The 26,770-nt window shown below is 73.0% G+C and carries 23 protein-coding genes and 2 pseudogenes; 13 read left to right on the top strand and 12 right to left on the bottom strand.

Annotation, left to right across the window (positions count from 1 at the left end; translation table 11 throughout):
• The first annotated feature begins 65 nt into the window (after positions 1–65).
• Entirely contained in the window at positions 66–1,112 is a 1,047-nt protein-coding gene (locus ACZ6BG_RS14505) for a DUF8017 domain-containing protein (RefSeq protein WP_469000475.1), read from the top strand.
• A gap of 324 nt (positions 1,113–1,436) precedes the next feature.
• Positions 1,437–1,622: pseudogene (locus ACZ6BG_RS14500) on the top strand (DUF8017 domain-containing protein); the annotation flags it as partial.
• Positions 1,623–1,787: 165 nt separating this feature from the next.
• On the opposite strand, the gene ACZ6BG_RS14495 reads toward ACZ6BG_RS14500, so the two are convergent.
• The gene (locus ACZ6BG_RS14495; RefSeq protein WP_469003037.1) at positions 1,788–2,024 is read right to left on the bottom strand and encodes a hypothetical protein; all 237 of its coding nucleotides are present in this window, start codon (positions 2,022–2,024) and stop codon (positions 1,788–1,790) included.
• Between the two features lie 281 nt (positions 2,025–2,305).
• Here ACZ6BG_RS14495 and ACZ6BG_RS14490 point away from each other — a divergent pair, with 281 nt between their 5' ends.
• Positions 2,306–3,403: a DUF8017 domain-containing protein gene (locus ACZ6BG_RS14490; protein WP_469000473.1), complete on the top strand. Its 1,098-nt coding sequence runs from the start codon at positions 2,306–2,308 to the stop codon at positions 3,401–3,403.
• Between the two features lie 169 nt (positions 3,404–3,572).
• Complete coding sequence (locus ACZ6BG_RS14485) at positions 3,573–4,871, top strand: MFS transporter (protein ID WP_469000470.1); 1,299 nt, start codon at positions 3,573–3,575, stop codon at positions 4,869–4,871.
• A 68-nt stretch (positions 4,872–4,939) separates the two neighbouring features.
• Here ACZ6BG_RS14485 and ACZ6BG_RS14480 read toward each other — a convergent pair whose 3' ends face one another.
• The 3 genes from ACZ6BG_RS14480 to ACZ6BG_RS14470 form a co-directional block, all read right to left on the bottom strand.
• Positions 4,940–5,734 (bottom strand): spermidine synthase, encoded by a 795-nt coding sequence (locus ACZ6BG_RS14480; RefSeq protein WP_469002881.1) that lies wholly within the window; start codon positions 5,732–5,734, stop codon positions 4,940–4,942.
• Positions 5,735–6,060: 326 nt separating this feature from the next.
• Positions 6,061–7,236 (bottom strand): elongation factor Tu, encoded by a 1,176-nt coding sequence (gene tuf / locus ACZ6BG_RS14475; RefSeq protein WP_469000467.1) that lies wholly within the window; start codon positions 7,234–7,236, stop codon positions 6,061–6,063.
• 340 nt (positions 7,237–7,576) lie between these two features.
• Entirely contained in the window at positions 7,577–8,281 is a 705-nt protein-coding gene (locus tag ACZ6BG_RS14470; protein WP_469000465.1) for a DNA alkylation repair protein, read from the bottom strand.
• A 49-nt stretch (positions 8,282–8,330) separates the two neighbouring features.
• On the opposite strand from ACZ6BG_RS14470, the gene ACZ6BG_RS14465 reads away from it, so the two are divergent.
• Both ACZ6BG_RS14465 and ACZ6BG_RS14460 read left to right on the top strand, forming a co-directional pair.
• A complete protein-coding gene (locus ACZ6BG_RS14465; protein ID WP_468482202.1) occupies positions 8,331–9,038 on the top strand; it encodes a TVP38/TMEM64 family protein in 708 nt (235 codons plus the stop codon).
• Between the two features lie 235 nt (positions 9,039–9,273).
• Positions 9,274–10,146, top strand: coding sequence for an undecaprenyl-diphosphate phosphatase (locus tag ACZ6BG_RS14460; protein ID WP_469000461.1), 873 nt, complete (start codon positions 9,274–9,276; stop codon positions 10,144–10,146).
• A 641-nt stretch (positions 10,147–10,787) separates the two neighbouring features.
• Here ACZ6BG_RS14460 and ACZ6BG_RS14455 read toward each other — a convergent pair.
• The 4 genes and pseudogenes from ACZ6BG_RS14455 to ACZ6BG_RS14440 form a co-directional block, all read right to left on the bottom strand.
• A complete protein-coding gene (locus ACZ6BG_RS14455) occupies positions 10,788–11,363 on the bottom strand; it encodes a hypothetical protein (RefSeq protein ID WP_469000459.1) in 576 nt (191 codons plus the stop codon).
• A 319-nt stretch (positions 11,364–11,682) separates the two neighbouring features.
• Positions 11,683–11,763 (bottom strand): annotated as a pseudogene (locus tag ACZ6BG_RS14450) (peptidase inhibitor family I36 protein); the annotation flags it as partial.
• Positions 11,764–11,891: 128 nt separating this feature from the next.
• Positions 11,892–12,047 carry a hypothetical protein gene (locus ACZ6BG_RS14445; protein WP_469000457.1) on the bottom strand — a complete coding sequence of 52 codons (156 nt, stop codon included), beginning with the start codon at positions 12,045–12,047 and terminating at the stop codon, positions 11,892–11,894.
• A 139-nt stretch (positions 12,048–12,186) separates the two neighbouring features.
• On the bottom strand, positions 12,187–13,206 hold the full coding sequence (locus ACZ6BG_RS14440) for an ATP-grasp domain-containing protein (RefSeq protein WP_469000455.1): 1,020 nt from the start codon (positions 13,204–13,206) through the stop codon (positions 12,187–12,189).
• 607 nt (positions 13,207–13,813) lie between these two features.
• On the opposite strand from ACZ6BG_RS14440, the gene ACZ6BG_RS14435 reads away from it, so the two are divergent.
• On the top strand, positions 13,814–15,412 hold the full coding sequence (locus ACZ6BG_RS14435; RefSeq protein ID WP_469000453.1) for an NBR1-Ig-like domain-containing protein: 1,599 nt from the start codon (positions 13,814–13,816) through the stop codon (positions 15,410–15,412).
• 55 nt (positions 15,413–15,467) lie between these two features.
• Here the strand turns inward: ACZ6BG_RS14435 and ACZ6BG_RS14430 are convergent, their stop codons facing one another.
• On the bottom strand, positions 15,468–16,010 hold the full coding sequence (locus ACZ6BG_RS14430; protein WP_469000449.1) for a GNAT family N-acetyltransferase: 543 nt from the start codon (positions 16,008–16,010) through the stop codon (positions 15,468–15,470).
• Positions 16,011–16,176: 166 nt separating this feature from the next.
• Here ACZ6BG_RS14430 and ACZ6BG_RS14425 point away from each other — a divergent pair, with 166 nt between their 5' ends.
• The gene (locus ACZ6BG_RS14425) at positions 16,177–18,999 is read left to right on the top strand and encodes an alpha/beta hydrolase family protein (RefSeq protein WP_469000445.1); all 2,823 of its coding nucleotides are present in this window, start codon (positions 16,177–16,179) and stop codon (positions 18,997–18,999) included.
• Here the strand turns inward: ACZ6BG_RS14425 and ACZ6BG_RS14420 are convergent.
• Positions 18,971–19,573: a cupin domain-containing protein gene (locus ACZ6BG_RS14420; protein WP_469000441.1), complete on the bottom strand. Its 603-nt coding sequence runs from the start codon at positions 19,571–19,573 to the stop codon at positions 18,971–18,973. The two genes, ACZ6BG_RS14425 and ACZ6BG_RS14420, sit on opposite strands and share 29 nt — an antisense overlap.
• 169 nt (positions 19,574–19,742) lie before the next feature.
• Between ACZ6BG_RS14420 and ACZ6BG_RS14415 the strand changes: the two genes are divergently transcribed.
• On the top strand, positions 19,743–20,666 hold the full coding sequence (locus tag ACZ6BG_RS14415; protein ID WP_469000437.1) for a LysR family transcriptional regulator: 924 nt from the start codon (positions 19,743–19,745) through the stop codon (positions 20,664–20,666).
• Positions 20,667–20,669: 3 nt separating this feature from the next.
• Here ACZ6BG_RS14415 and ACZ6BG_RS14410 read toward each other — a convergent pair whose 3' ends face one another.
• Positions 20,670–21,356, bottom strand: coding sequence for a TetR/AcrR family transcriptional regulator (locus tag ACZ6BG_RS14410; RefSeq protein ID WP_469000433.1), 687 nt, complete (start codon positions 21,354–21,356; stop codon positions 20,670–20,672).
• Positions 21,357–21,424: 68 nt separating this feature from the next.
• On the opposite strand from ACZ6BG_RS14410, the gene ACZ6BG_RS14405 reads away from it, so the two are divergent.
• The 4 genes from ACZ6BG_RS14405 (at position 21,425) to lnt (ending at position 25,940) form a co-directional block, all read left to right on the top strand.
• A complete protein-coding gene (locus ACZ6BG_RS14405) occupies positions 21,425–22,918 on the top strand; it encodes an MFS transporter (protein ID WP_469000431.1) in 1,494 nt (497 codons plus the stop codon).
• Between the two features lie 295 nt (positions 22,919–23,213).
• The gene (locus tag ACZ6BG_RS14400) at positions 23,214–23,393 is read left to right on the top strand and encodes a hypothetical protein (protein ID WP_078619226.1); all 180 of its coding nucleotides are present in this window, start codon (positions 23,214–23,216) and stop codon (positions 23,391–23,393) included.
• A gap of 242 nt (positions 23,394–23,635) precedes the next feature.
• Positions 23,636–24,163 (top strand): nuclear transport factor 2 family protein, encoded by a 528-nt coding sequence (locus ACZ6BG_RS14395; RefSeq protein ID WP_469000428.1) that lies wholly within the window; start codon positions 23,636–23,638, stop codon positions 24,161–24,163.
• 106 nt (positions 24,164–24,269) lie between these two features.
• Positions 24,270–25,940, top strand: coding sequence for an apolipoprotein N-acyltransferase (gene lnt / locus ACZ6BG_RS14390; RefSeq protein ID WP_469000426.1), 1,671 nt, complete (start codon positions 24,270–24,272; stop codon positions 25,938–25,940).
• Here the strand turns inward: lnt and ACZ6BG_RS14385 are convergent.
• Positions 25,864–26,769, bottom strand: coding sequence for a Gfo/Idh/MocA family protein (locus ACZ6BG_RS14385; protein WP_469000424.1), 906 nt, complete (start codon positions 26,767–26,769; stop codon positions 25,864–25,866). The two genes, lnt and ACZ6BG_RS14385, sit on opposite strands and share 77 nt — an antisense overlap.
• Position 26,770 lies beyond the last annotated feature (1 nt).

Raw genomic sequence — 26,770 nt, 5'->3', positions numbered from 1 at the left:
GCACTCTCGGCAACAGCGAGGGCGCTCGCGGCCGCCGCCACCCCGCACCCGTATCGTGATCCGCCATGAGCCCGCAGGACCAGAACCCGTACCAGCAGCCCGGATACCAGCAGCCCGGATACCAGCAGCCGAACCCCTATCAGCAGCCGGGGTATCAGCAGCCGCAGCAGCCGCCCCAGCAACCTGGTTACCCGCAGCCCGGCGCCTACCAGCAGCCTGCCGCCGCGCCCCAGGGACAGTGGACGGGCGCCCCGACGCACCCGGGCGCGCCGCAGCCGCAGGGCTCGGGCGGGAGCGGGAGCGGTGGCGGCGGGAACAGGACCAAGGTCATCGCGATCGTCGCGGCGGCCGCCGTGGTCGTGGCCGCGGGCGTCACCGGCTTCCTGATACTCGGCGGCGACGACGACAAGTCAGACAAGGCCGGCAAGGCCGACTCCTCGGAGCAGGCGACCGACAAACCGTCCTCGCCGTCGGACGGCGACGACAGCGACCGGGGCACGGACAGCGGCGGGCCGAAGGCGACCGTTCCGGGATGGAACGTCGTCGTGAACCCCAAGTGGGGCACCGCCTTCGACGTACCGCCGGACTGGCAGGTGGAGGGTCCGAACCGGGCCATCAACATGGAGGACCACAAGACGGGCGAGCCGGTGGCGACGATGGGCTCGCCCGCCGTCCTCAAGCCCAAGTGGTGCACCTCCGACGAGGACAAGGACGGCCGGTCCGAGGACACCGAGCTGGCCGCCGCGGGCACCAAGGGCGGGCGCGGCGGCAAGAACACCGACGAGGTCGCGATCAACACCGTCGGCTGGTGGATCTACGGCGGCTACACACAGCCGGACAAGAAGACGATGACGTACGACGAGAAGGCGAAGCCGTACACCACCAAGTCCGGGATCAAGGGCAGCATCGCGTGGGGCAAGTCGACGAACACGCCGCAGCGGGGCAAGTGCGCGTCGGACGGCAAGGCGATCACGTTCGGCTTCAAGAACTCCGAGGGCGAGTTCGTGTCCTGGAGCCTGTACGGCGCCCGGGGCGTCAAGGAGGAGATCCCGGACTCGACGATCATGAAGATCCTCGCCACGGTGCGGCTGCACGGCAAGCCGACGGGCTGACGAAGGCGGCACCCCTGGTCGGCACGGGCATCCCACCCATCACCCACCCCACTTCCCACTTCGTCACTGCTTCGACCGTCCCCCTGACCCGGAGCCCGTCCGGCTGACTACCGGGCGTGGCACCGGGGCCCCGACCCATCTGTGGTTACCGGCCATGCGGCCAGAACAACAGTCGCCGGGGGGTGAGCAGACCCACAGGACCAGAGCGCCAACTCGTACCAGCAGTCGGCGGGAAGTGGCGGAGGCTACAGCAGGACCAAGGTCATAGCCGTCACGCCCGCAGCCGCAGGCTTCACCGGCTTCCAGCTGCTCGGCAGCGACGAGGTGAACAGGGGCGACAAGGCCGGCTCCTCGGAGCAGGCAGCCGACAAGCCGTCGGCCTCGTCGGACGGTGACGAGGCCGAGCACGGCAGGGGCGGCGGGCCGAAGCCGACCGTCCCGGGCTGGCAGGTCGTCGTGAACCCCAAGCGGGGCACAGCCTTCGACGCACCGCCCGACCGGCAGGTGTCGGACCAGGGACGGGCCATCAACATCGAAGACCAAAAGACGGGCGAGCCGATCGCGACAATGGGCCCCCGGCCCTCAAGCCGAAGTAGTACACCTCCGACGACGGCAGAGGCTCTCGAGCCCAGTGCGGGGCCTACGCTTCGAAGACCCCGCACCCAGATTTTCTGCCTACTTCGTTATGTAGTACCCCGCCTGTATGCCCGTGTCAGGCCTACCCTTCACCCAGATGCACTCATACGGGAAGCCGTGGTACTTATCAATGACCGCCTTGTGGCAGATATCCATGGTGCGGTAGGGGCCGCCGTAGTATTTGATGACCTTTGCATTCGCAGTACCAGCGAAGGCCGCACTAGCCATCACCACGGCTCCGAATACCCCAAGAGCCCTCAACTTAATTCCAGTCACGTACCCCTCCACGGCAGGTCGACAGCTCGCCCAGTGCGAACACACGTTCAATATAGCTGCTGTTGATCTAGGTGCCACCCCTCCCCGCACGCCGGTGAGCAAGTGCCTCACGAACGCGCCCCGTCGACACACGGGGATGTACTCGACCAAGCCACCCGTGTTGCAACGAGGTGGCTCGCTCCATGCCGCTCCATGCCGCTTCCTGCTGCGGGCCTCTGGTGGTCGCGTTACAGGTGGCAGCCATGGCACATCACCGGCCACGCCATCTATGGTTACTGGCCATGTGGCCAGAACAGCAGCCGCCCGGGGGCGAGCAGAACCCGCAGGACCAGGGTGCGAACCCGTATCAGCAGCCCGGGTACCAGCAGCCGAATCCGTACCAGCAGCCTGGATACCAGGAGCCCAACCCGTACCAGCAGCCGCCCACGGGTCAGCCTCTTGCGGGCCAGCCCGGCCAGCAAGCGGGTGGGCAGCCGCAGTGGGGCGCGCCCACGTTCCCCATGGGTACGCCCCAGACCAGCGGGCCCGACCCGAGCGGTGGCGGGAACGGCGGCGGCAACAAGACGAAGATCACAGCCATCGTCGCGGCCGCCGCCGTGGTGGTGGCTGCGGGCGTCACCGGCTTCCTGGTCCTCGGTGGTGACGGCGACGATATGGACGGCAAGTCCGACCAGGCTGGCTCCAAGCCGTCCAAATCCGTCTCCAAGGAGCCAAGCCCCAAGCCGTCGGACGACGACAACCCGCGTGGCACAGGAGGCGACCCCAAGCCGACCGTTCCTGGCTGGCAAGTCGTGGTTAATCCCAAGTGGGGCACCGCCTTCGACGTGCCACCTGATTGGCAGGTGAGGTCTCCTGACACGATCATCGGCTTCGAGGACCGCAAAGGCGACGGCGCCAAGTCGCTGATTGTCATGTCTGCCCCCGCCATCTTCAAAGAGAAGTGGTGCTCGTCCGACGACGACAAGGACGGGCGAATGGAGGACACCTCGCTCGCGGCCGTCGGCACCAAGGGCCAGAACGGCGCCAAGAACACCAAGGACGTCGCCCGCAACGACTCGGCGTGGTGGGTCTTCGGCGGCTACACCGGCCAGACGAAGGCCGACAGGAAGAAGATCAAGATCGGCAAGATCAAGTCGTACACCACCAAGTCCGGCATCAAGGGCAGCGTCGCGACGTCCACGACGTCTGGTGCCGCCGGTTCCGACAAGTGCGACTCAGAAGGCAAGGCGACGACCTTCGCGTTCAAGAACGCGTCGGGCGACTACGTGGCGTGGTCCATGTACGGCGCCAAGGGCGTGAAGGAGGAGGTCTCCGACGCCCAGGTGAAGAAGATCCTCTCGACGGTGCGGCTACAGGGCGACCCCGAGGACGCCTCCTGATCCCCGACTCCCGCCGCGCTGGGTTCTGACCCCTGCCGGGCCGCGTCCCGGCGCCCTCGGACCACGCCCCCTCCCGGGCCGGGCCTGACTCCTGAACCGATTCTCCGGTCGCCGTCACGGCGACCGGAGAATCGGTTTGTCAGGGTGGTGGTCCGCCGGGGATAGTCCCGTGGTGACCTCACCCACCGCCTCCCGCCGCCCCTCCTGGGCCGGTCGCAACTACACGCTCCTCACCGCCGCCGCGATCATCACCAACCTCGGTGGCCACGGCGCGCTCATCGCGGCGGCGTTCGCGGTGCTCGACGCCGGGGGCGACGGCGGTGACGTGGGTCTGGTCGCCGCGGCCCGCACGCTGCCGCTCGTGCTGTTCCTGCTCATCGGCGGCGCGGTGGCCGACCGGCTGCCGCGGCACCACGTCATGGTCGCGGCCAACACCCTCAACTGCGTCTCCCAGGCCGCGTTCGCCGCCGTCGTGCTCGCCGGTGACCCGCAGCTGTGGCAGATGATGCTGCTCACCGCGCTCGGCGGCACCGGCCAGGCGTTCTTCGGGCCCGCGTCCGAGGGCATGCTGCTGTCCTCCGTCAGCGGCGAGCAGGCCGGGCGCGCCTTCGCGCTGTACCGGATGGCCATGCAGGGCGCGGGCCTCGGCGGCGCCGCGCTCGGCGGCCTGCTGGTCGCGGTGATCGGGCCCGGCTGGGTGCTCGCCGTGGACGCGGTGGCGTTCGCCGCGGCCGGTGCGCTGCGCGCCTTCCTCGACGTCGGCCACATACCGCGGCGCGAGCCCGGCGGTGGCCTCCTCGCCGATCTGCGGGACGGCTGGCGGGAGGTCGTCGGGCGGCCCTGGCTGTGGTCGATCGTGGCGCAGTTCTCGGTGGTGGTGGCGGTGGTCGGCGCGGCCGAGTCCGTGTTCGGGCCGCTGGTGGCCGAGGACGAGCTGGGCGGCGCGGGGCCCTGGGGGCTCGCGCTCGGGGCGTTCGGCGCGGGCACGGTCGGCGGGGCGCTGCTGATGATGCGCTGGAAGCCGCGGCGGCTGCTGCTCGCCGGTACGTTGTGTGTCTTCCCGCTGGCCGCGCCGTCCGCCGCGCTCGCGGTGCCGCTGCCGGTGGCCGGGCTCGCGGTGGTGATGTTCGTGAGCGGTGTCGCCATCGAGGTGTTCGGCGTCTCGTGGATGACGGCCATGCACCAGGAGATCCCGGAGGACAAGCTGTCGCGCGTCTCGGCGTACGACTGGTTCGGCTCCGTGGCGATGGTGCCGCTGGCGACGGCGCTCGCGGGCCCCGCCGAGCAGACCTTCGGCCGGTCCGCCTCGCTGTGGGGGTGCGCGGTGCTCGTGGTCGTGGTGACGGCGGCGGTGCTGCTCGTTCCGGACGTACGGAACCTGACGCGGCGTACGAAGGCGGTGGTGGCCGCGGAGGGACCAGGGGCCCCGGCTCCGGACGCGGTGTCGTCGGAGAAGCCGCCCGCCTGAGCCGGGGCCGAGGACCGGAGCGGGCCCGACGGGACCGGGTCACGCCCGACACCCCCGCCGGCGTCCGCTCAGCCGACGCTGAACGCCCCGTCCGGCGGCTGCGGCGAGGCCTCGGCGTCCGCGTCCCGTACGACCCGCGCGTCCCCGATGAAGCTCCGCAGCGCCTCCCCCCGCACGACCCGCGCGGGGAACGCGTCCGCGGCGGTGCGCCGGACGAGGGCGTCCACGTCGACCGGTTCGCGGGAGGCAAGCAGCACGGCGTTGCCGAAGCGGCGGCCGCGCAGCACGGCGGGCTCGGCGATCAGCGCCAGCTCCTCGAAGACCGTGGCGAGGGTGGCCAGTTGGGAGCGGAGGAAGGCGAAGGGCGCGCCGTCGGCGAGGTTCGCGGCGTAGCAGCCGTCCACACGCAGCACGCGGCGCACGGCACGGGCGTACGCGTCCGACGTGAGGTGCGCGGGCACCCGGGAGCCGCCGAACACATCGCCCACGAGCACATCGGCGGCTCCCGCAGGCGCGGCCTCCACCCAGGCGCGGGCGTCCGCGCCGTGCACGGTGATCCCGGAGCCCGACGGCAGCGGCAGCTCCTCGACGACGAGTTCGAGCAGCCCCCGGTCCGCGTCCACGACGTCCTGGCGCGACCCCGGCCGGGTCGCGGCGACGTAGCGGGGCAGGGTGAGCGCGCCCCCGCCGAGGTGCACGACGTCGAGCGGGCGGCCCGGCGCGGCGACGATGTCCAGGACGTGCCCGAGCCTGCGGGCGTACTCGAACTCCAGGTACGTGGGCTCGTCCAGGTCGACGTAGGACTGCGGGGCCCCGTCGACGGTCAGGAGCCAGGCCCGTGCACGGTCCACGTCGGGGAGCAGTTTCGCGGTGCCGTGGTCGACGGCACGGGTGACAGGGACCGGCTCGGTCTCGGGGGGTGCGGGGGGCGACGCCTCGGGGGGCGCTTCGGGCGTCGTCCCGGCGGGCGCTTCGGGCGCCGCCTCGGCGAGCTCTGCGGGTATCGCCTCGGGGCCGGATCGCTCGGCGGGCTCGTTCACCGCTCCATTGTGCCCGTGCCCGTCCCTCCTTCCACGCCTCCGGCAGGGGTTGGGCCCGCCCCCCGACCGGAAGCGGGCCCAGCCCACCGCGACGCCCCGCCGCCGTCGGGCGGCGGGGCGTCGTCCCGGACGGGCCGGACGGCACGGCGTCAGCCGACCTCCGTGACCGTGCCCGCCCCCACGGTCCGCCCGCCCTCGCGGATCGCGAAGCCGAGCCCCGGCTCCAGGGGGATCTCGCGGCCCAGTTCGACGGTCATGGTGACCGTGTCGCCGGGCCGGGCGACGGCCGCCTCGCCGAGGTCGATGTCGCCGACCACGTCCGCGGTGCGGATGTAGAACTGCGGACGGTAGCCCGTGGACACCGGGGTGCTGCGGCCGCCCTCGCGGGTGGAGAGGACGTACACCTGCGCGGTGAAGCGGCGGCGCGGACTGAGGCTGCCGGGGGCCGCGACCACGTGGCCGCGGCGGACGCCGTCGCGTGGCATGCCGCGCAGGAGCAGAGCGACGTTGTCCCCGGCCTGCGCGGAGTCCATCGGCTTGCCGAAGGTCTCCAGGCCGGTGACGACCGTCTCCGTGTCACCGTCGGCGCCGAGCACCTGCACCCGGTCGCCGACGCGGACGGTGCCGCGCTCGACGGCGCCGGTGACGACGGTGCCCCTGCCGGTGATCGTGAGGACGTTCTCGACCGGGAGCAGGAAGGGCGCGTCGACGTACCGCTCCGGCATCGGGACGTAGGTGTCCACCGCGTCGAGCAGCGCCTCGATCGACGCCGTCCACCGCGGGTCCCCCGCCAGGGCCTTGAGCCCGGAGACCCGGACCACGGGCACGGCGTCCCCGCCGTACCCGTGCGCGGACAGCAGCTCGCGGACCTCCAGCTCGACGAGGTCGGTCAGCTCCGGGTCGCCCGCGTCCGCCTTGTTCAGGGCCACCACGATGTGGTCGACGCCGACCTGCCGGGCGAGCAGCACGTGCTCGGCGGTCTGCGGCATGACGCCGTCGAGCGCGGACACGACGAGGATCGCGCCGTCGAGCTGTGCGGCGCCCGTGACCATGTTCTTCACGTAGTCGGCGTGGCCGGGCATGTCGACGTGGGCGTAGTGCCGGGTGTCGGTCTCGTACTCGACGTGCGCGATGTTGATGGTGATGCCGCGCCGCGCCTCCTCCGGCGCCCGGTCGATGCGGTCGAAGGGCACGAACGTGCCGGTGCCGCGCTCGCTGAGGACCTTGGTGATGGCGGCGGTCAGGGTGGTCTTGCCGTGGTCGACGTGGCCCATCGTGCCGATGTTGAGGTGGGGCTTGGTGCGGACGTAAGCCGTCTTGGACATGGTGGTTCCTTCTCCGGAACTCGAAAGGTGTGGCCCGCGGCACGGACGGCCTGCGGACGGGGACCCCCGGGGGCCTGGCCGACCCTCCCCCTGCGGGGTCCGCCGGAATGTCCGGGGAGGGTCAGCTTCGGGCGCCGTCGGAAGGAAGCGCGGCGAGTACGGCCGGCGGTGCGGTGACCGCGGGGGCGAGCGGAGGGACGGCAGCCTCGACCGCGTCCGCGACTGCGGACGTGAGCGGGAAGGAGGCGTGCCGGAACATGTCGACGATCATCGCCGACGCACCAGTCCGCGTCGAATCATTTTCCGTGACACACCGGCCACACAGGGCAGTTGTGCCGCGTCAGCCCCCGATGTTCTTCAGCGCCTCACGCACGGACAGGGGCGCGAGGACCGCACGGCGGCGCGCGACGAAGTCCCGTACGGCGTCGGGGTCCGTCTTCGCGTACTCCCGCAGGCACCAGCCGATGGCCTTGCGGATGAAGAAGTCCGGGTGCCGTGCCTGCCGTTCGCAGTACGCGAAGAGGCGGTCGGTGTCCGTGGCGTCCTTGTAGCGCAGCTGGTGCAGCAGCGCGGTCCTGGCCGCCCACAGGTCCTCGTCCTCGATCCAGGCGTCCATGTCGGCCTTCAGCGCCGGGTCGGCGGCGACGAGGCCGCCCACGACGTGCGCGGCGAGCGCGTCGACGGTGTCCCACCAGGGGCGGGTCGTCACCAGATGCCGGACGACGGGCAGGAAGCCGGACGAGCACCGCCGCACGTACCGCCGCAGACAGTCGACGGCGAAGTACTGGTACTCGCGCTCCGGCAGCTCCCAGCAGCGCAGGGCGATCGCGGCGCAGTCCGCCTCGTCGGGGCGCGGCGTCCCGGCGAGGACGTCCCGGCTCAGTGCGCGTCGCACGGGCGAGGTGAGGCCGAGGAACGGCGCGATGTCCTTCATGTACGCCCGCATGTCCGCGGCCCGGACCGGATCGGCTGCCTCCGCATAGTGGGCGACGAGGCGTTCCAGAACGGTGTCGGCCAGGGAACTCGGCGGCACTGTGACGCTCATGAGACGCACCATACGGCGATCAGACACTTGAGCCGGTTAGTCTCTCCGGATGCTCGACACCGCCGCCGCCCCGACGCCGGGCCTCGCCGTGCGCTGCACCCGGGTGCTCCTGTCACCGTGGTCGCGGCTGTCCCTGCTCGTCCTGATGCTGGCCGCGGCCGGCACGGGCGTGCTGCTCTTCGAACCGCAGCGACTGCTGTCGGAGGGCTGGCCGCCGCAGCTGAACGGCGCCGCCGCGGTGTGCGCGTTCGCGGTGGCGTACGGCATGTGCACGGTCGCGTTCGTGCCCCGGCCGCTGCTCAATCTGGCGGCGGGCGCGCTGTTCGGCTCGCAGGCCGGGATTCCCGCGGCGATCGTGGGCACGGTCCTCGGGGCCGGGGTGTCCTTCGGGCTCGGCCGAGTGCTCGGGCAGGACGCGCTGCGGCCGCTGCTCCGGGGCCGCTGGCTGAAGGCGGCCGACGGCCAGCTGAGCAAGCACGGGTTCCGCTCGATGCTCGCGGTGCGGCTCTTCCCCGGCGTGCCGTTCGCCGCAGCCAACTACTGCGCCGCCGTGTCCCGCATGAGCTGGCTGCCGTTCCTGCTCGCCACCGCCCTGGGCTCGATCCCGAACACGGCGGCGTACGTCATAGCGGGCGCCCGCGCGTCGACGCCGACGTCGCCCGCGTTCCTGATCGCGATGGGGTTCATCGCGGTGACGGGTCTCGGGGGCGCGGTGGTTGCGTGGTGCAAGCGGCATCGGCTGCGGGGCGGGCACTGAGACGCCGCGGGCCCCGTCGGCCACCACCCGGACGCCCCGAGCGGCGGCCCTCGCACGTGTGCTTCATCTTGTGCCGCTACGCTGCCCCCGTCGAGGCACGTGATCGCCCTCCCGGCCCCTCGCGCGACCCCGCGCACGCCCGCGTCACGCCTCGCCGCCCCTGGTCCCCCGCCCACGCTTCTGACCGCCACCGCACGGGTCAGCACCCGATCAGTTACTGGACGGCGCAGTTTTCATGTCTTGGCTCGAATCGTTCATCCTCGGACTCGTCCAGGGACTGACCGAGTTCCTTCCGATCTCATCCAGCGCTCATCTGCGACTGACCGCGGCGTTCGCGGGCTGGCACGACCCGGGTGCCGCCTTCACCGCGATCACCCAGATCGGCACGGAGACCGCGGTCCTGATCTACTTCCGCAAGGACATCGGACGGATCATCAGCGCCTGGTTCGGCTCACTGATCGGCAAGGTGCCGCGCTCGGACCACGACGCGCAGATGGGCTGGCTGGTGATCGTCGGCTCGATCCCCATCGGCGTCCTCGGCATCACGCTCAAGGACCAGATCGAGGGGCCGTTCCGCGATCTGCGCCTCATCGCCACGACGCTGATCGTCATGGGCGTCGTCCTCGGCGTCGCCGACCGCCTCGCGGCCCGCGACGAGACCGGCGGCAAGCACCGTGCCGTACGCGAACGCAAGGGCCTCAAGGAACTGGGTGTCAGGGACGGCCTGATCTACGGCGTCTGCCAGGCCATGGCCCTCATCCCCGGCGTCTCCCGCTCCGGCGCGACGATCAGCGGCGGCCTCCTCATGGGCTACACCCGCGAGAGCGCGGCCCGCTACTCCTTCCTCCTCGCCATCCCCGCCGTCCTCGCCTCGGGCGCGTACGAACTCAAGGACGCGGGCGAGGGCCATGTCTCCTGGGGCCCGACGATCTTCGCCACGATCATCGCCTTCGTGGTCGGCTACGCGGTGATCGCGTGGTTCATGAAGTTCATCACCACCAAGAGCTTCATGCCGTTCGTCTACTACCGCATCCTGCTCGGCATCATCCTGTTCATCCTGGTGGGCGCGGGCACCCTGAGCCCGCACGCGGGCGAGTCGGCGGGCTAGCGGGAGCGGGCCTCTCGACGACCGTCAACTGGTCACCGTGTGTAGTCACTTTGGCCTCATGTGTCCCTCTGCTACCTAAAACGGCGATCTGGGCACGTTGTGTAGGCAAGGGGGGCGCTTTTTCCGCCCGATGGGTGCACGCTGGTCGTACGGGCGTATCCCCGAGCGGCCGCCGCCGGCTCGTCGGCGGGGGCGGCGGCCGCGAGGTGCGAGGACGTGGCGGCTCCCCCTCCGCCGTGCGTCCTCGCACCGCTGCCCTCTCCTCGGGGGTGGGCGGAAGCCTCCCCCGAGGAGAGGAGGAGCCGGGACCGCGGTGTCCGCTGCCTGGAGCGCGGCCCCGGCTGCCTCATCCCCTCTTTCGTGCGGCGTCCGTCAGGAACAGCCGCCCGTCAAGGACCGTCGGCCCGAGGGCAGCCGGTCGCCGGAGATCACCGCCCGACCGCGTCCCCCAGGGCAGGGAGAGCGGGTGCGGCCGCATGGCGAGTCCGGGGAAGTCCGTGACAAGTCCCGGGAATTCCATGAGCAGCCCGCGGGACCTCGTGGGAAGTCCGTGGGAGGTCCGTGGGAAATCCAAGGGGATGTTCCTGGGCGATGCCCATGCCTCGGTGGCCGCGTCCTGACCATGCCTGTACCCACGGTAGTCAAACCAGTCCACGCAGTGAAGACCGCTGCCGCAAACGGGAGGCGATTCCTCCGCGCACGGCCGCCCCACGCGGGTTTCTGTCTCCGGTGGCCTCAACTCCCCCAGGAGTCGGCCCGTCGGCGCCGCCGACGGCGAGGGTCTGCCCGCCGGTCCCGCACCTCAGCACATGGTGCTCGCCGCTCAGCACCGGCCCGGTCAGCGTGAGGAACCGGACGTCCACCGTGACGTCCAGGCCCCGCGCCCCCGCGGCATGGCGGCACGCACCCACTTCGTCGGTCGCGACCACCCACCGGGGCCGCCCCAGCGCCGTGACCGCCCGGACCGCACGGCGGACTCCGCCACCGCCGTCATCGTCGCCGTCCGCCTCGTCGGCCTCCAGGACGACCAGTTGACGGGGGGCCACCACGGGCGGCAGCGCCCGCGCGACCGGCCCCGCCTCCGACACCAGCGCCACCGGAGCCCCGTCCCGGACCACCAGGCCGACCAGTTCCACGTACGGACGCCCGCGCCGGGCCACCGCGAGGCGCCCCGTCCAGGCCCGGGCCAGCACCTCACGGCACTCGGCCTCCGTCATGCGGCGCACGGTCCCCACAGTCGACCTCCTTGTGCCGCCGCGGCCCGGGTGGGGCGCGGACGAACAGGGATGACACCCCCGAGAGGGGGCGAGCCGGGGTCCGGGGCACTGTCCGCCGTCGGCCCCCCTGCCCGGAGCGGGCGGGGCCTTGACGCTTTGGTTCCTCGTTCTCTTGGTTCCTCGTTCTCTCGGTTCCTCACTTCCCTTATACGCGGTCCGGCCCCGCTTGGACCCCGCCGGGAGAAGAACGGCGGAGATGTATACGGGCCCGCCGCCCGAAGGCGGCGGGCCCGTACCCAGGCGTACCGGGGTGTGGCGATCAGCAGCTCATGGCCCACGTGTGGGAGTCGCCTTTGTCGTTGGCCGCGTTGTTGGCGTGGACCTCCTGGCCCGGGGTGAGGCTTCCGGTCCCCAGGAGTGCCGCGGCCATGCCGAGGAGAGCCCGCCTGCGGGCCCTCGTCCTCGGGACGGACGCGGATCCCGGCACGGCTTCGAGGGCGGATGCGGCGGTGGCGGAGGCGGAGTGCTTCAGCGGGGCCGCGCGCAGAAGCGCCGACGCCGGGCGCGGACGCCGACGCGGGGGGCTGTCGAGACGATCGCGGGGGCCACGGCGGCGAGCAGGGCGGTGGACAGCGCGAGTCTGCGGAGCATGGCCACCTTCGAGTCGCTGATCGGGGCGCTCATCGGCGCGCTGATCGACGCGCTGATCGGGTCGCTGGGGAGCCCCCGCCCGTGGACCGGGAAGTGGGCACGGCGATGCTGCCCCCGCACGGATTCACGCATTCCGCCTCTCGCCCAAAGGTGGAGAAGTCGGTATCGCCCCTTACGCCACGCGCGGCGACCGGCCGTGCACCTGGCTGCCCCGCCGCCTGCCCCGGGCCGGATGGCGTCCCCGCCTGCTGCCCGCCGTCAGGGCGAGCGCGTCGAGATGGGCCTGGATGTACGGCACGGCCACATGCTCCAACTCGCCCTCGATGAAGGCGGGCTGGACGTTGACCTCGAAGACGACTCCGCCGTTCTCGATGGCCAGGTCGACCCCGGCGAAGGGCAGTCCGACCGACGCGGTGGCGGCGACGGCCAGTTCGGTGAGGCGGCGCGGCAGTTCGCGCGGGGCGATGAAGGTGGCGGTGGCCCCCTGGCAGGTGTTGCAGGGGGTGTCCATCGCGGCCTGTATGTGCTCGCGGGCGTGGATGACACGGCCGCCGAGGACGAACACGCGGAACTGGTGCCGGTGGCCGCCGGCGGTGATGTTCCCCGCGTCCCGCGAGAGCAGCCAGGCGCTGCGCCGACGCGCGTAGTACTCGGCCGCCTCGGCCAGTTGACCCTCGGAGGTGACGTGGAAGGTGTCGCTGCCGCCGGTGCCGACGACCGGCCTGGCCCAGGTGTCACGGCCGAGCTTGTCGAAGGCGGCGACCGCCTCGGGCGCGCTCGGCCGCTCCAGGACGACCGTGTCCATCTGCGCGATGCCGTCCCGCTGGAAGCGGGCAACCGTGCGGTCCTTCTCCGTGGCCGTCCGCCACGCCGTCACCCCGGCGCCGAGCGTCACCGCCCGGTGGTGGGCGAGGAGACGCTGGAACGCGGTGAGGGAGCGGCGCCGGTGCGGCGGGATCTCGTACAGCACGACCACGTCGGGCACCACCTCCAGGCCCTGGTCGGGCACGTCGAGGCGTAACCGGATCCCGTCGCGGTCACGGACCCGGCCGGTGCCGCACGGGGCGAAGTGGCGGGAGTCGATGCGGCAGGGCGGCGCGCCGGTGAGGAGTTCCACGGCGCGGGCCAGGTAGTCCCGGCAGCCCTCGGGGGACGTGGGGTCGGTGATCAGGGCGACGCACGGTCCGGACACGGCTGCCTCCAGCGGCTCTCGGCGCGCACTCGGTCCGCGCGCACGTCGTGGCGCGGGCCCGGGCGGAGGTCACGGCGGGACAGGGCCGGGTCCGCGGCAGCAGGTCGCCGGGTCCCGAACGGCGCCGTGTCCGCGCCCGCCGGCCGTCCCGGCGGTGGCGGGCCGGAGCGACGCCCGGCCGGGGGTTCTGGTGACCACGGGACGGGGCTGCGCCCTCCCCCGATACGTGCCGCGGGGCCGTGGCCCCGTGTGCCGTTTCCGTACTCGGTTCGGTATCCCTGCTCAGTACCGTACTCGGATTCCGTGCTCGGTACCGCAGCGCCATGGGCCCCACACTGTAGGCGCGGGCCGGACCCCCGGCCAGTGCGCAGGCGCGCCGGTCTCCCGCGCCCGGTCTGCGCCTCGTGCGCCCTGTGCGCGCCCCTCCCCGCGCGCGGTCCACGCGGGGCGGCGCACCCTCCTCGACGGTCCGGGCCCGAGCGGCCGCACGGCATCACATCGCCGAGCCTTACGAACCGCCCCCTCCGGTGGGACGCTCGCAGCGACCGCCGTGCGGGGCGTCCGGGCGCACGGCGACGGGACCGCACGTGTACTGGGGGGTTCTGCCATGGATCGTCTGCTCGCCGGTGAACAACTGGACGTCGGGGACGAATTGGCCTCGTCCAACGGTCGGATACGCCTCGTCATGCAGGGGGACGGCAACCTGGTCCTCTACCGCACGGACGACGGCGTCCCGCTGTGGGCCTCCGACACCTGGCAGCAGCCCGTCACCCACGCCGTGATGCAGCACGACGGCAACTTCGTCCTCTACTCGGACGAGGACAAGCCCTACTGGGCGACGAACACCGACGGCAACCCGGGCTCCCGGCTCGTCGCGCAGGACGACGGGAACCTCGTCCTGTACACCGACTCCGGGGCGGCGCTGTGGGCCTCGGACACCGTGCAGCGCTTCGGGCCCGTCGCCGTGCCGGGGTTCCTCCCCTCGACCAGGGCGCCGCTGTTCGGCAACAACCCGTGGCCGCCAGGGACCGCACTCCAGATCGCCGTGTACGGCCTCCCCGTGGCCTCCGTCGACGTCACCGGCATGGGGCTGTGCGGCGGCATGTCGTTCCTGGCCCGTGACATCTTCGAGAGCGGCACCCCGCAACTGCGCGGCCGGTCGTCGCAGGACGTCCCCGTCGAACTGGCCCAGCACATCCTCTCCCGGCTCCTCGACAGCTTCATGGGACCCGGCGTGGTCCAGCGCTGGCTGGGCGACACCCAGGGCCTCAGCCACGACACCCTCATCTGGGGGCACGGCCTCTTCCGCCGCACCCTCGCCCAAGTCCCCGCGATCCTCGACGACATCGACAACGGCGTCCTGAGCCCGCTCGGCCTCGTCCTGGTCCGCTCCTATGCGCCCTGGGACGTCTTCCAGAACCACGTGGTCCTGGCGTGGGGGTACGAGCGGCACGGCGATGTGCTGACGCTGCGTACGTACGACTGCAACCACCCCGGCGAGGACGACATCGTCATCCAGCTCGACATCGGCTCCCCCACCCCCGCCAAGACGATCACCACCAACGGAACCAGCGACGGTGCCACCCCCGGCGAGATCCGCGGCTTCTTCCGCATCCCCTACTCCCACGCCGACCCGGCCCCCGCCTACATCGACGGCGCCACCGTCGGCTCCACCGCGCACCCGCCGGCCCGGATGGCGCCGGGCACCACCGCCCAGGTGACGCTGACGGCGACGAACACCGGCTCGACCAGCTGGGCCGCGCGCGACTCCCACCGCCTCGGCAGCCAGGCCCCGCAGGACAACACCCTCTGGGGAACGGGCCGGGTGAACCTGCCGAAGGCCACGGTGGATCCCGGCGAGCGGGTCCAGTTCCGGTTCACCGCGACGGCTCCGGGCACGCCCGGCCGCTACGCGTTCTGCTGGCAGATGCTCCAGGAAGGGGTCACCTGGTTCGGCCAGGCCAGTCCCCGGATCACGGTGGCCGTCGGCGCGACGTCCGGGGTGTGCGAGCAGTTGCACGCGCGGTACGTGGACCTCGCCGAGCAACTCGACGACGTACGCGGGCAGATACGGCAGATCGACTGGAGCGATCCGTACGAGGCACGGCGGGAGCAGGGCAGGCTCGTCCGGCAGGCCGAGAGCCTGCGCAAGCATCTCGACACGGTGGAACGGGACGAGCGCACGAACGGGTGCGCCCCGAGCTGAGGCCGGGCCCCGCACCCGCGGGCCTCACCCCCGCGTGCCGCGCTGACCTCGTCGCTCACATCGGGAACGACAGCAGCCGCACCTCACCCACCGGCCACGGGGCCGCCTCGCGTCCCTCCCCCAACGGCGTCCACATCGTCCGCAGCGGCATGACCACCGGCCCGTCGGGCTGTTCCACGTGGACGTCGCCCGTCAAGGCCCGCCAGCCGAGCCGGTCGTAGAGGGCGACGAGGGGCGGGCGGCAGAAGAGGAGGGCGTGCCGGGGGCCCATGGTGCGGGCGTGGTCGAGCGCCGCCGTGAGGACGGTCCGCGCAAGGCCCCGGCCCCGCACGTCGGGCGCGACGGCCACACCGCCGACGCCGATCACCTCGGTGGCGCTCCCGTCGATCGCTATCGGCAGCCGCAACAGGCCCGCGTGGGCCACGAGTCGGCCCGCCGCCGACCTGACGCCGAAGTGCTCCTCCTTGGGCAGCCACGTCAGGCCGGTCTCCGCGACCCCGAACGGGTCGGCGCCGTCGCCGAGGATCTCGTTCTGGTCGGCCCGGGAGTACGCGGCGAGCCGGACCGCGGTCAGGTCCCCGAAATCATGATCAACCATCTCCGCATGATGCGTGGCGGGACGGCGTGTGGACAAGTACGGACAAGTGAAGAGCGTGACACGAGGCAACCCCGGTACGCGCGTTGTCATCCTCCAGGTCCGGGGCCCCGTGATCTCTCCAGGGATCCGGGGTGGCTGACGAACAGGATGAAACCGGAGGAATGTCTTGATCCATGTCCCGCGCTCGGTGACCGCCGCCGCGGCGGTCCTCGCGCTGGCGGTGGGGGTGCCGGGCCTCGCGCACGCGCAGCCGTCCGCCGACCGAATACCGCCCGCGTCACCAAGACCCGCCGCGCCGTCAGGCACCCCCGCGTCGCCGGGAGAGGCCGAGGACCAACTGCCCAAGGGGTGGCGGGTCGACGGGTCCGGCGCCCGCAAGGAGCTGGTCTGGCACGCCCCGGAGGAAGTGCCGATGGGCGACTCCCGGGTCGAGTTCTACTCCGGCGACCGCCTCCTCGGCGTCCCGGTGCCCCACGACGACCAGCGGACCTTCCGGCTGCGGCTCGACGACACCCATGTCGGACCGGCCGCGGAGCTGCGGGCGCAGGCCGGCGGCCGCCGTCTGGACGAGGGCGCGAAGGACACGTCCGCGCCGCGGATCTCGCCGCCCGCCGCCTCCGCCGAGGAGTCGGCCCCGCAGCCCGCGAACCGCGTCGACCCGGGCGTGCCGGGCAAGTACCGCACGGTGAGCGGTGAGTACACCCAGAAGTCGGTTCGCCTGCCCGGCTTCCCCGCGCCGGTGGAGATGCGCGGCACCGTGGTCGGACCGGTCGACGCCCCGGGCAAGCGGCCGCTCGCGCTGTTCCTGCACGGCCGCCACTACACCTGCTACAACGCCCGCGGCGACCAGGACGGCGGCTGGCCCTGCAAGGGCAGCATGAAGCCGGTGCCGAGCCACCAGGGCTATCTGCACGACCAGAAGCTCCTGGCCTCGCAGGGCTATGTGACGGTGTCGATCGCCGCCAACGGCATCAACGGCCAGGACGACGTGGCCGAGGACGGCGGTGCCGAGGCCCGTTCGTCGCTCGTACGTCAGCACCTCGGCCGCTGGGCGGACTGGGCCGCGGGCCGCGGCGACGTGCCGAAGGCCGTGCGCGCCACCGCGCCCGCCGACCTGTCCCGCGTGCTGCTCGTCGGCCACTCCCGGGGCGGCGAGGGCGTCAACCGCGCCGCGCTCGACAGTCTGGCGCCGCCGCCCGCCGCCGAGGACGGGGCTCCGGGCCCGGCGCGCTGGAACATCCGCGGCACCGTCCTGATCGGCCCCACGATCTTCGGCCAGAACCCGGTCCCCGACGTGCCGTCGATGACCGTCCTGCCCGGCTGCGACGGCGACGTGTCCGACCTCCAGGGCCAGATCTACGCCGACGGGACGCGCGGCGTCAGCCGCGGCACGGCCCTGCACAGCGCGGTCTACGTGGTCGGCGCCAACCACAACTTCTTCAACAGCGAGTGGACGCCGGGGCAGGCCAAGGCGCCGGCGGACGACGACTTCAGCTCCGGCAGCAGGCCCGACGCGGTGTGCGCCAAGGGCAAGGCAACGCGCCTCACCGCCAAGCAGCAGCAGAAGGCGGGCTCCACGTACATCGCGGCGGCGGCCCGCCTGTTCGTCGGAGGTGACGACCGGGTGCGCCCGCTGCTCGACGGCTCCGGCCGCCGCGCACCCTCGGCGAAGCCCGCGCGCGTGCTCACCCACGCCGTCGGCGGCAACCGCACCCCCGCGTTCGTGCCGAACTCCTCGCTCGCGGTGTCCGGCGGACGACTGTGCGCCCAGGTGGACCGCAAGGCGTCCCGCTCCTGCCTCGCCCCCGACGTGCGCGGCGCCTCGCCGCACTTCGCGGCCTGGGGCCCCTCGCCGGAGCCGGGCCGCCACGCGGTCGCGATGCGCTGGACGCAGGCCGGCACCCCGACGAAGCTCCGGCCGAAGAAGCCCGTCTCCCTCGCGGGCGCCGACAAGCTGGCCCTGCGCGTGATCGTGCCGCCCAACACCACCGGCACCCGCCTCGACGTCGCCGTCACCGACGCCTCGGGCAACCGGGCGAAGCTCGGCCAGGTCCGCGTGAACGGGCTGCCGGGCACTGAGATGACCGCGTCCTACTGGGGGCGCGAGGTACGCGTACCGCTGTCCGCCGCCGCCCGCGCCGGAGTCGACCTCAAGCAGGTCGCCTCGCTGGAGCTGACCCCGGGCAACCGGTCCGGGCGCGCCTGGCTGATGGACGCGTGGGGCTGGCGCCCGGGCACTCCGGACGCCGGGACGGCCGACCTCGCGCGGGTCGACATCGGCCGGCTCAAGGTCGACGAGGGCGACTCCGGGGTGCGCACGTACCAGGTGCCGGTCCAGGTCTCCGGGCACGGCACCGGCAAGGTCCGGCTGTTCGTGACCGACCCGCGTACGCACAAGACCACGAACCGGACCGTGACGGTGCGCCCGGGCGGCGCCGCCGTCGAGGTGCCCGTCACCGTGCGGGGCGACAAGCGCTACGGCACCGACGCCTCCCACGAGGTCATGGCCAAGGCGGTCAGCGGCGCGATGGTCGGCTCCCACCAGGGCGGGGTCCTCGTGCGCAACGACGACCCGATGCCCAAGGTCAGCGTGAAGCCCGTCGCGGACCGGGTCACCGAGGGCAAGCCCCTCAAGTGGCGCGTGACGCTGTCCGAGGCGGCCGACACCGACATCGAGGCCGGACTCGAGCTCCGCCGGGTCACCAGCGGCGCCGAACTGTCCACCAAGGACGTGAGCAGGCGCTGGCTGAAGGAGACCTTCGACCGGTCGCCGAACCCGGCACGCCGTCTGTCCAAGGTGTCGGAGATGCCGTACATCCCGGCGGGCATCGCCGCGGGCAAGCGCAGCGTCGAGGTGACCGTGCCCACCGTCAAGGACCGGGTGCGGGAGTCGAAGGAGACCGTGCGGCTGCGCCTTGTCACCTACGACCAGTCGTGGCAGCAGCACCGCGGCCCGACGGTCACCGGGACGGTGCGCGACCCGGCGTAGTCCGGCCGCGTGCCGCGTCCCAGGCGGCGGCGTCCGCGCCGCCGATGAAGTGCACGTCGTACCGGTCCTGTTCGGGCAGGAGGCTGTCGAAGGCGTCCAGGCCGTGCTGCACACGGCCCAGGGTGCGGAAGTAGCCGAACCGGTCGACACCCGGTGTCAGGACCGCGAGCAGCGCGGCGGTCGCACCGTCCGCCGCGCCGAACGCGTGCGGCATCCCGGGCGGGATGACGACGAGACCCCCACGGGTCACCGTCGTCATCCCGCCGTCCAGGGAGAACTCCACGGCTCCGTCGAGGACGTAGAACAGCTCCGTCGACCGCGCGTGGACGTGCGGCCTGGCTCCGTCCGCGCCCGCGCCGAGGGCCAGCCGGTTGGCCCCCAGGGCGCCGCCCGTGTCCGCGGCGTCGGCCAGCAGGTCGAAGCCGCCGCCGTGCGGAAGGGGTACGTGTTCGGCGGACCCGGCCCGCACCACGAGGGCGCCGGGCCGGTCCGGAACATGATCGGTATCCGAGGTGTACGGGATGTCCGGGGCATTGAGGGTGTCCTGGGCCTTCGGGATCGCTTGATTCGTCATGGTCCGCGTTCTCCCTGTTCTCTCTTCCGGTTTCCGGTTTCCGGTCCCGTCGCGCGCTGCGACCTTCTTCGTGGCTCCCATTCGATCCGGGGAAGAAGCCGCGAACCACCAGCAGTTGTTCCCTGCAGAAATCACCGATCGTGATGAATCGGCGCCGCAGGAGGAACCCGTGGAACTGCGCCAGCTCCAGTACTTCGCCGCCGTGGCCGACGAGGGCGGCTTCAGCCGGGCCGCCGAGCGGCTCGGCATCGTGCAGTCGGCGGTCAGCCAGCAGGTCCGCCGACTGGAACGCGAGCTGGGCGTCGCGCTGTTCGACCGTTCCACGCGGTACGTCCGCCTCTCCGCCGCGGGCGAGCGGCTGCTGCCCGAGGCCCGCGCCGTGCTCGCGGCGGCCCTGCGCACCCGGCAGGTCGCCGCCGACATCGCGTCCGGCGACGAGGGTCTGCTCCGCCTCGGCACCGTCCAGGGGCCGGGCGACCGGACGTACCGCCTCTTGGACGAGCTGCGGCGCACGGCTCCCCGGCTCCGGGTGCGGCTGCGTCGGCTGCCCCTCACCGAGCGGCTCGCGGCGGTGCGCTCCGGCGAGCTGGACGCGGCGCTGGTGCGGGCGGCGACGGCGGCGCCGGGGCTCGAACTCCTGCCGGTCCGGCGGGATCCGCTGTACGTGGCGCTGCCCGAGGACCACCCGGCGGCAGCCCCGCCCGACGACGTGCCGGAGTCCGCGTCCGGCCCCGCCCCGGCGAGCGCCCCGCCCGTGCGACTCGAACAACTGGCGGGCCTCCCGCTGCGCCTGGCCCCGCGCGAGCACAACCCGCCCTTTCACGACCTGGTGACCGGCGCGCTGCGGGCCGCCGGGGTGGAACCGCCGCCCGGGCCGCCGTTCACCAACCTCCAGGAGACCCTGACCGGCCTGGCCGAGCAGCGCGCGGACTCCCCGTCCTGGACGGTCTTCTACGAGGTGGCGGGGCTGCCGCCGGTGCCCCGCGTGGCCGTACGACGCCTTGCCGCGCCCGAACTCACCACGTCCCTGGCCGTGTTGCCCGGCCCGCCCGGCCCACCGCTGCGCCACCTGCTCCGGGCGCTGCGGGCCTGACCCTCAGCCGGTGCGTCCGCCCGGGCGCGGGTCGTCCTGGTGCCGCTGCTGGTAGTGGCCGCGCCAACGCGGTGTCGCGGCACCCTCCATGAGCACCATCACGACGTCGTGCGCGAGTGAGTCCGTCACCGGCAGATGCCCGAAGAGCACGCGGTGGTACGTGGTGGCGCCGAGCATGTCCAGGAGCAGGTCGATGTCGGCGTCGGGGCGGATGTCACCCCGCTCGATGCCCCGGCGCAGCGCCGCCTCGGTCGTGGCCCTGCGGGGCCGGAAGAGGGTTTCGGTGAAGACGCGGTCCAGCTCCGGGTCGTCGGCCAGTTCGGCCACGAGGGCGGGCAGCGTCCTGCGTCCCAGCGTCCCGCCGAACGCCTGGCTCAGGGTCTCGACGCCGAGGATGAGGTCGCAGTGCGTGCAGCCGGTGTCGGGGGTGGGCGCGGTGCCCACGGTCTCCGCGAGCGCGGCGATGACCAGGTGCTGCCGGGAGGACCAGCGGCGGCGGATGGCCGGCTTGGTCGTACCGGCGCGGCGCGCGACGCCCTCCATCGTCAGGTTCGGGTAACCGGACTCCTCCAGGAGCGCCAGCGTCGCTTCCAGGATGGCCTCGTCGAGCCGCGCGTCGCGGGGCCGCCCCGTCCGGCCGGTCTCTGGGACGGAACGAGCGGCGTGGGCCACGGACTCGGGGGTTGCCATGACGGTCAGTATAGGTAGCATCTACTTTCATTCCGTTCCGGATCGAAACATAAAGAGGAGGGTCGACCTTGCCGTCCGAGCAGGAAACGACCACGCAGGAACCGCCCGCGCGGGAATCGGGTACGCAGGAATCGGGTGCGCGGCAGGCGCCCGCGCCGAGTGCCCGCCCCGAGAGCGCCTTCCGCGCCCCCTACTCCGCCCTCACCTGGGGCATCGTGCTCTCCGTCGGGCTCGTCGCCTTCGAGTCGATGGGGGTCGCCACCGTGCTGCCCGAGATCGCGGGCCGCCTCGGCGGACTCAACGCGTACGGCTGGGGCCTGTCCGCGCTGATGCTCGCGAACCTCATCGGCACCGTCGCCGCAGGCGTCGCCGCCGACCGCCACGGCCCGGCCCGCCCGTTCGCCCTCGGCCTCGCGGTCTTCGCCGTCGGCTGCGCGCTCGCCGGGGCCGCGCCGAACTGGCCCGTCTTCCTGGCCGGGCGGTTCCTGCAGGGGCTCGGGGTCGGAGCGGTCATGGCGCTGGCGTACACCGCCATCGCGCTGGCCTATCCGCAACGCCTGCGTGCGCGCGTGTTCGCCCTGGTCTCCGGCGCCTGGACCGTGCCGTCCCTGGTGGGTCCGAGCATCGCCGCCGTGATCTCCGACCAGGTGTCCTGGCGCGGCGTGTTCGTCCTGCTGCTGCCCCTGATCGCGGCCGCGGCGGCGCTCGCGCTGCCGCAGTTGCGCCGCCTCGGCCGCCCCGGCAGCCCGGGAGACCAGCAAGTCCCGAGCCCGGCCACCGCGGCGACCCGCTGGTGGTCCACCCCCGTCGCCCGCAGCGTCCTGCTGGCCGCCGGGACCGGCCTCCTCCTCGCGGGCCTCCAACTGCGCCAACTCGCCCTCCTGATCCCCCTGGCCGCCGTGGGCGCCGCCACGGCCGTGCTCGCACTGCGCCGGGTCACACCGGCGGGCACGCTGTCCGTGCGCCGCGGCGTTCCCACCGGTGTCGTCCTGCGCTTCCTGCTCTGCGGCGCCTACTTCGGCAGCGAGGCGTTCCTGCCCCTCGGGCTTGTCAGGCTGCGCGAACTGAGCGCCACGGAGGCCGGGTTGGGGCTCTCGGCGGGCGCCATCACATGGGTGCTCGGGGCGATGTGGCAGGGCCGGGCCGACAGCCGCTGGAGCGGGCGGTCGCGGGCCGTGCCGATCGCCGCCGGGTTCGCGGTCCTGCTCGTGGGGATCGCCGTGATGGCGCTCGGCGTCCTGGTCGACGCGGTGCCCGCCCTGACGGCCGTGGCGGGCTGGGCCATCGGCGGCGCGGGCATGGGCGTCGCCTTCAACGCGGCGACCACCGACGCCATGGAGCAGGCACCGGCCGACCGGCAGGGCGAGGCCAGCGGGTCGATGCAACTCGCGCAGACCCTCGCGGTGGCGGTACTCAGCGGCCTCGGCGGCGCCGCCGTCACCCTGTCCGCGACCCACGGCGGCTCGGTGTCCCTCGCCCTGACGGTGACCTTCGCCCTCACCGCGGCACTCGCGGCCGCCGGAGCCCTGACGGCGCGTCGCATCAGGCCCCGCGCCGCCTGACAGGCGCCGGACCCCGGTCCAGTGCCGGTGATGCCGCTGTCCGACGGCGGCATCACCGAACGCGGGCACCCGACGCCCCAAGCGACGTACGGAATCGTGCCGTCCATCACTGCCCGAGGCCGTCGCGCCGCGCCCCAACCGGCCCCAAGGGCCTCCCGCCGCCTCGCTGACCAGCGCGCCTGCCCCAACTCGCGCCGGACGCGCGCGCCTTGCGGCGCCCCGGCGCGATCACGTGCCGCAGGTGTGCGGTAGCTGACAGTTCCGATTGTCAGGGCTATCCCCTAGGCTTGACTTCATGCCCCTCACCCCTCAACCCCATGGTTCCGTGCGGTCGTCGGCCGAGTTGAACGAGCGGATACGCGGCCTGTGGCTGCGTGCGGGCGGCCGCCTCTCCGTCGAACAGCGGCGGGAGTACGAGCAGTTGGTGACCGAGTGGGCCGAGGCGGTACGCGCGGAGATCGTGCAGGCCGCGTAAGCGGCACACAACGGGGGCGACACGCACGCATCTTCCGCACGTGAGCCGTCCGTCGGCGTCACCGCACCGGAGGCCCGCCCTCCACCGAGGAATCCCTCACCGCGCGCGAGCGATCCGGACCCGCTCGCGCGCGCCCTCCCCACCCATCCGGACGAGCACATCGGGCCACCCCGGCCCCCGGCGGCACAACGACTCACGCCCGGCCTCTTGGCTCCGTACCCCCGGTGCCCAAGACTGATCCGATGACGCAGCGCGTGGAACTCGCCGCAGTCCTTGACCGGTTGGCCATCGACACCCTCATCACCGACTACGCCATCACCGTCGACGACGGCGACTGGGACGCCTACCGTCGGCTGTTCGCACCCGACGGACGCGCCGACTACCGCTCGGCCGGCGGCATCGAAGGACCCGCGTCCGAGGTCGCCGACTGGCTCACGGAGTCCCTGCGGATCTTCGCGGTACGCCAGCACCTCATCGTCAACCGCAGAATCCGCTTCGACGTCCGCGACCAGGACATCGGCGACACCGCCCGGATACAGGCCGACTACGCCAACCCCATGCGGTTCGCGGACAGGGCGGACAGCGCCGACAGCACGGGCGGGCCCGACGGCACGGGCGGCGCCGACCGGCGCGCGGGCACCGCGCCCGACTTCGAATGCGGCGGGCGCTACGCCTTCACCGCAGTCCGCGCCCACAACGGCTGGCGGCTGCGTCAGGTCGTCGTCCAGGAGAAGTGGCGCAGACAGAACTGGTCCGACCCGGTTACATGAACCAGGCGCCCCCTGTCCTAGATCGTCAGGGGCGCGCACACTGAACGTACGACGGCGGGGGGGGCACCGGCCGCGTCGGACGGATCGGGGCAGAAAGGCGCGCTGCATGGACGCACTCGGCAGCAAGCGGCGGCACCGATGGGTGCCGCGGTGGGCGGACGCGACAGCGTGGCGGCGCGGTGATCGCACCGCCCCGTGGCGGCACGTCGACCTGGCCTCGCCGTGGCAGCGCGGCGCCCTCGCCGCCCTGTGCGGCGCCCTGCCCGCCCTGGCGTTCCCCGCGCCCTCCTGGTGGTGGTTCGCGTACGTCGCGCTCGTGCCGTGGCTGCTCCTCGCCCGCTCGGCCCCGACGGGCCGCCGCGCGGCCCTGGACGGATGGCTCGGCGGGCTCGGCTTCATGGTCGCCGTGCACCACTGGCTGCTGCCGAGCCTGCATGTGTTCACGCTGGTCATCGCCGCGCTGCTCGGCCTGCTGTGGGCGCCGTGGGGCTGGCTCGTACGCCACCTCATCGGCGGCACGTCCTCCCCGGGGCGCGCCGCCGCCGCGCTGCTCGTCCTTCCGTCCGGGTGGCTGATGGTGGAACTGGTGCGGTCCTGGGAGGGGCTCGGCGGGCCCTGGGGTCTGCTCGGCTCCAGCCAGTGGCAGGTCGAGCCCGCGCTGCGACTCGCGTCGGTCGGCGGGGTCTGGCTGGCCAGCGCCCTGGTCGTGGCCGTGAACACGGGCGTCGCCGTGCTCGTCGCCCATCGCGGCGCCCGCGTCCCCGCCGTCGCCGGTCTCGTCGCCGTCGGCGCGGCCACCGCGGCGGCCTGGACCTGGTCCCCGCGCCCCGAGCCCGCGGGCCACATCCGCGTCGCCGTCGTCCAGCCCGGCGTCATGAACGGCATCGACAGCGGCGACCAGCGGTTCGCCCGCGAGGAGAGCCTGACCCGCACCCTGGCGGGCCGCGATCTGGACCTCGTGGTGTGGGGCGAGAGCAGCGTGGGCCACGACCTGACCGAGCGGCCCGATCTGGCCGGGCGGATCACCGCGCTGTCCCGGCAGGTCGGCGCCGACATCCTGGTGAACGTCGACGCGCGCCGCTCGGACCGGCCGGGCATCTTCAAGAGCTCGGTGCTCGTCGGTCCCCAGGGGCCGACGGGTGATCGCTACGACAAGATGCGCCTGGTCCCCTTCGGCGAGTACGTGCCCGCCCGCTCCCTGCTCGGCTGGGCGACCTCCGTCGGCAAGGCCGCGGGCGAGGACCGCAGGCGCGGGGACCGGCCCGTCGTCATGACCATCGGTCAAGGCCAAGGGCAGGGGCGGGGGCTGCGGGTCGGGCCGCTGGTGTGCTTCGAGTCGGCGTTCCCCGACATGAGCCGCCACCTCACGCGCGAGGGCGCGCAGTTGCTGCTCGCCCAGTCCGCCACGTCGTCGTTCCAGCACAGCTGGGCGCCCGAGCAGCACGCGTCGCTCGCGGCGGTGCGGGCCGCCGAGACCGGCCGCCCCATGGTGCACGCCACCCTCACCGGCGTCTCGGCCGTCTACGGCCCGAGCGGCGCACGCGTCGGCGCGCCGCTCGGCACGTCGGCGTCGAGCACCGCGGCGTACGAAGTGCCGCTGGCCACCGGCACCACCCCGTACGTGCGGTTCGGCGACTGGCCGGTGCACGCGGCCCTCGTCGTGCTCGCGCTGCTGTGCGCGGCGGAGGGCGCGCGGGCGTTCAGGAGGCCTGCTCCTGAACGGCCCGCACCACCCGCTCGCACAGCTCATGGCTCGCCAGCGCGTCCCGAGCACTGAGCACCTTGCCCGCGCGCACGGAGTCCAGGAAGGCGAGCACGACCTGCTCGATGCCGCGCTGCCGCGCCACCGGCACCCAGTCGCCGCGCCGCCGCACGGTGGGCTGGCCCTTGTGGTCGACGACGTCGGCGAGGTTCAGGACCTGCCGCTTGGTGTCCTGGCCCGAGACCTCCAGGATCTCCTCGGTGGACCCGCTCAGCCGGTTCATCACGCCGATCGCGGTGAACCCGGCGCCCCCGAGCTGCAGCACGACGTGTTCGAGCAGACCGTTCTCGACCCGGCCGCGCACGCTCACGTCGTCGATCTGGCCGGGCACGAGGAAGCGCAGGGTGTCGACGACGTGGATGAAGTCGTCGAGGACCATGGTGCGCGGGTCCTCCGGCAGTCCCACGCGGTTCTTCTGCATCAGGATGAGCTCGCGCGGGTGCTCGACGCACTGGGCGTAGCCGGGGGCGTAGCGGCGGTTGAAGCCGACGGCGAGGCTGACGCCCCGCTCCTCGGCCAGGTCCACGAGGCGCTCGGAGTCGGCGAGTTCGTAGGCGATGGGCTTGTCCACGTACGTCGCCACCCCGGCCTCGAGGAGGCGGCCGACGATCTCGGGGTGGACGGCGGTGGGCGCGTGCACGAAGGCCGCGTCCAGGCCCTGGGCGAGCAGGGAGTCCAGGTCGGTGTGGCGGCGCTCCCCGGGCACGTGGTGGACGGCGGCGACGCGCTCCAGGGTGGCGGGGGTGCGGGTCTGGAGGTGCAGTTCGACGCCGGGCTGTGCGGCGAGCACCGGGAGGTACGCCTTCTGCGCGATGTCGCCGAGTCCGATGCAGCCGACCTTCACC

It is taken from the genome of Streptomyces sp. NPDC041205 (genome assembly GCF_055591765.1).
This window is presented reverse-complemented; position numbering and strand designations above follow the sequence as displayed.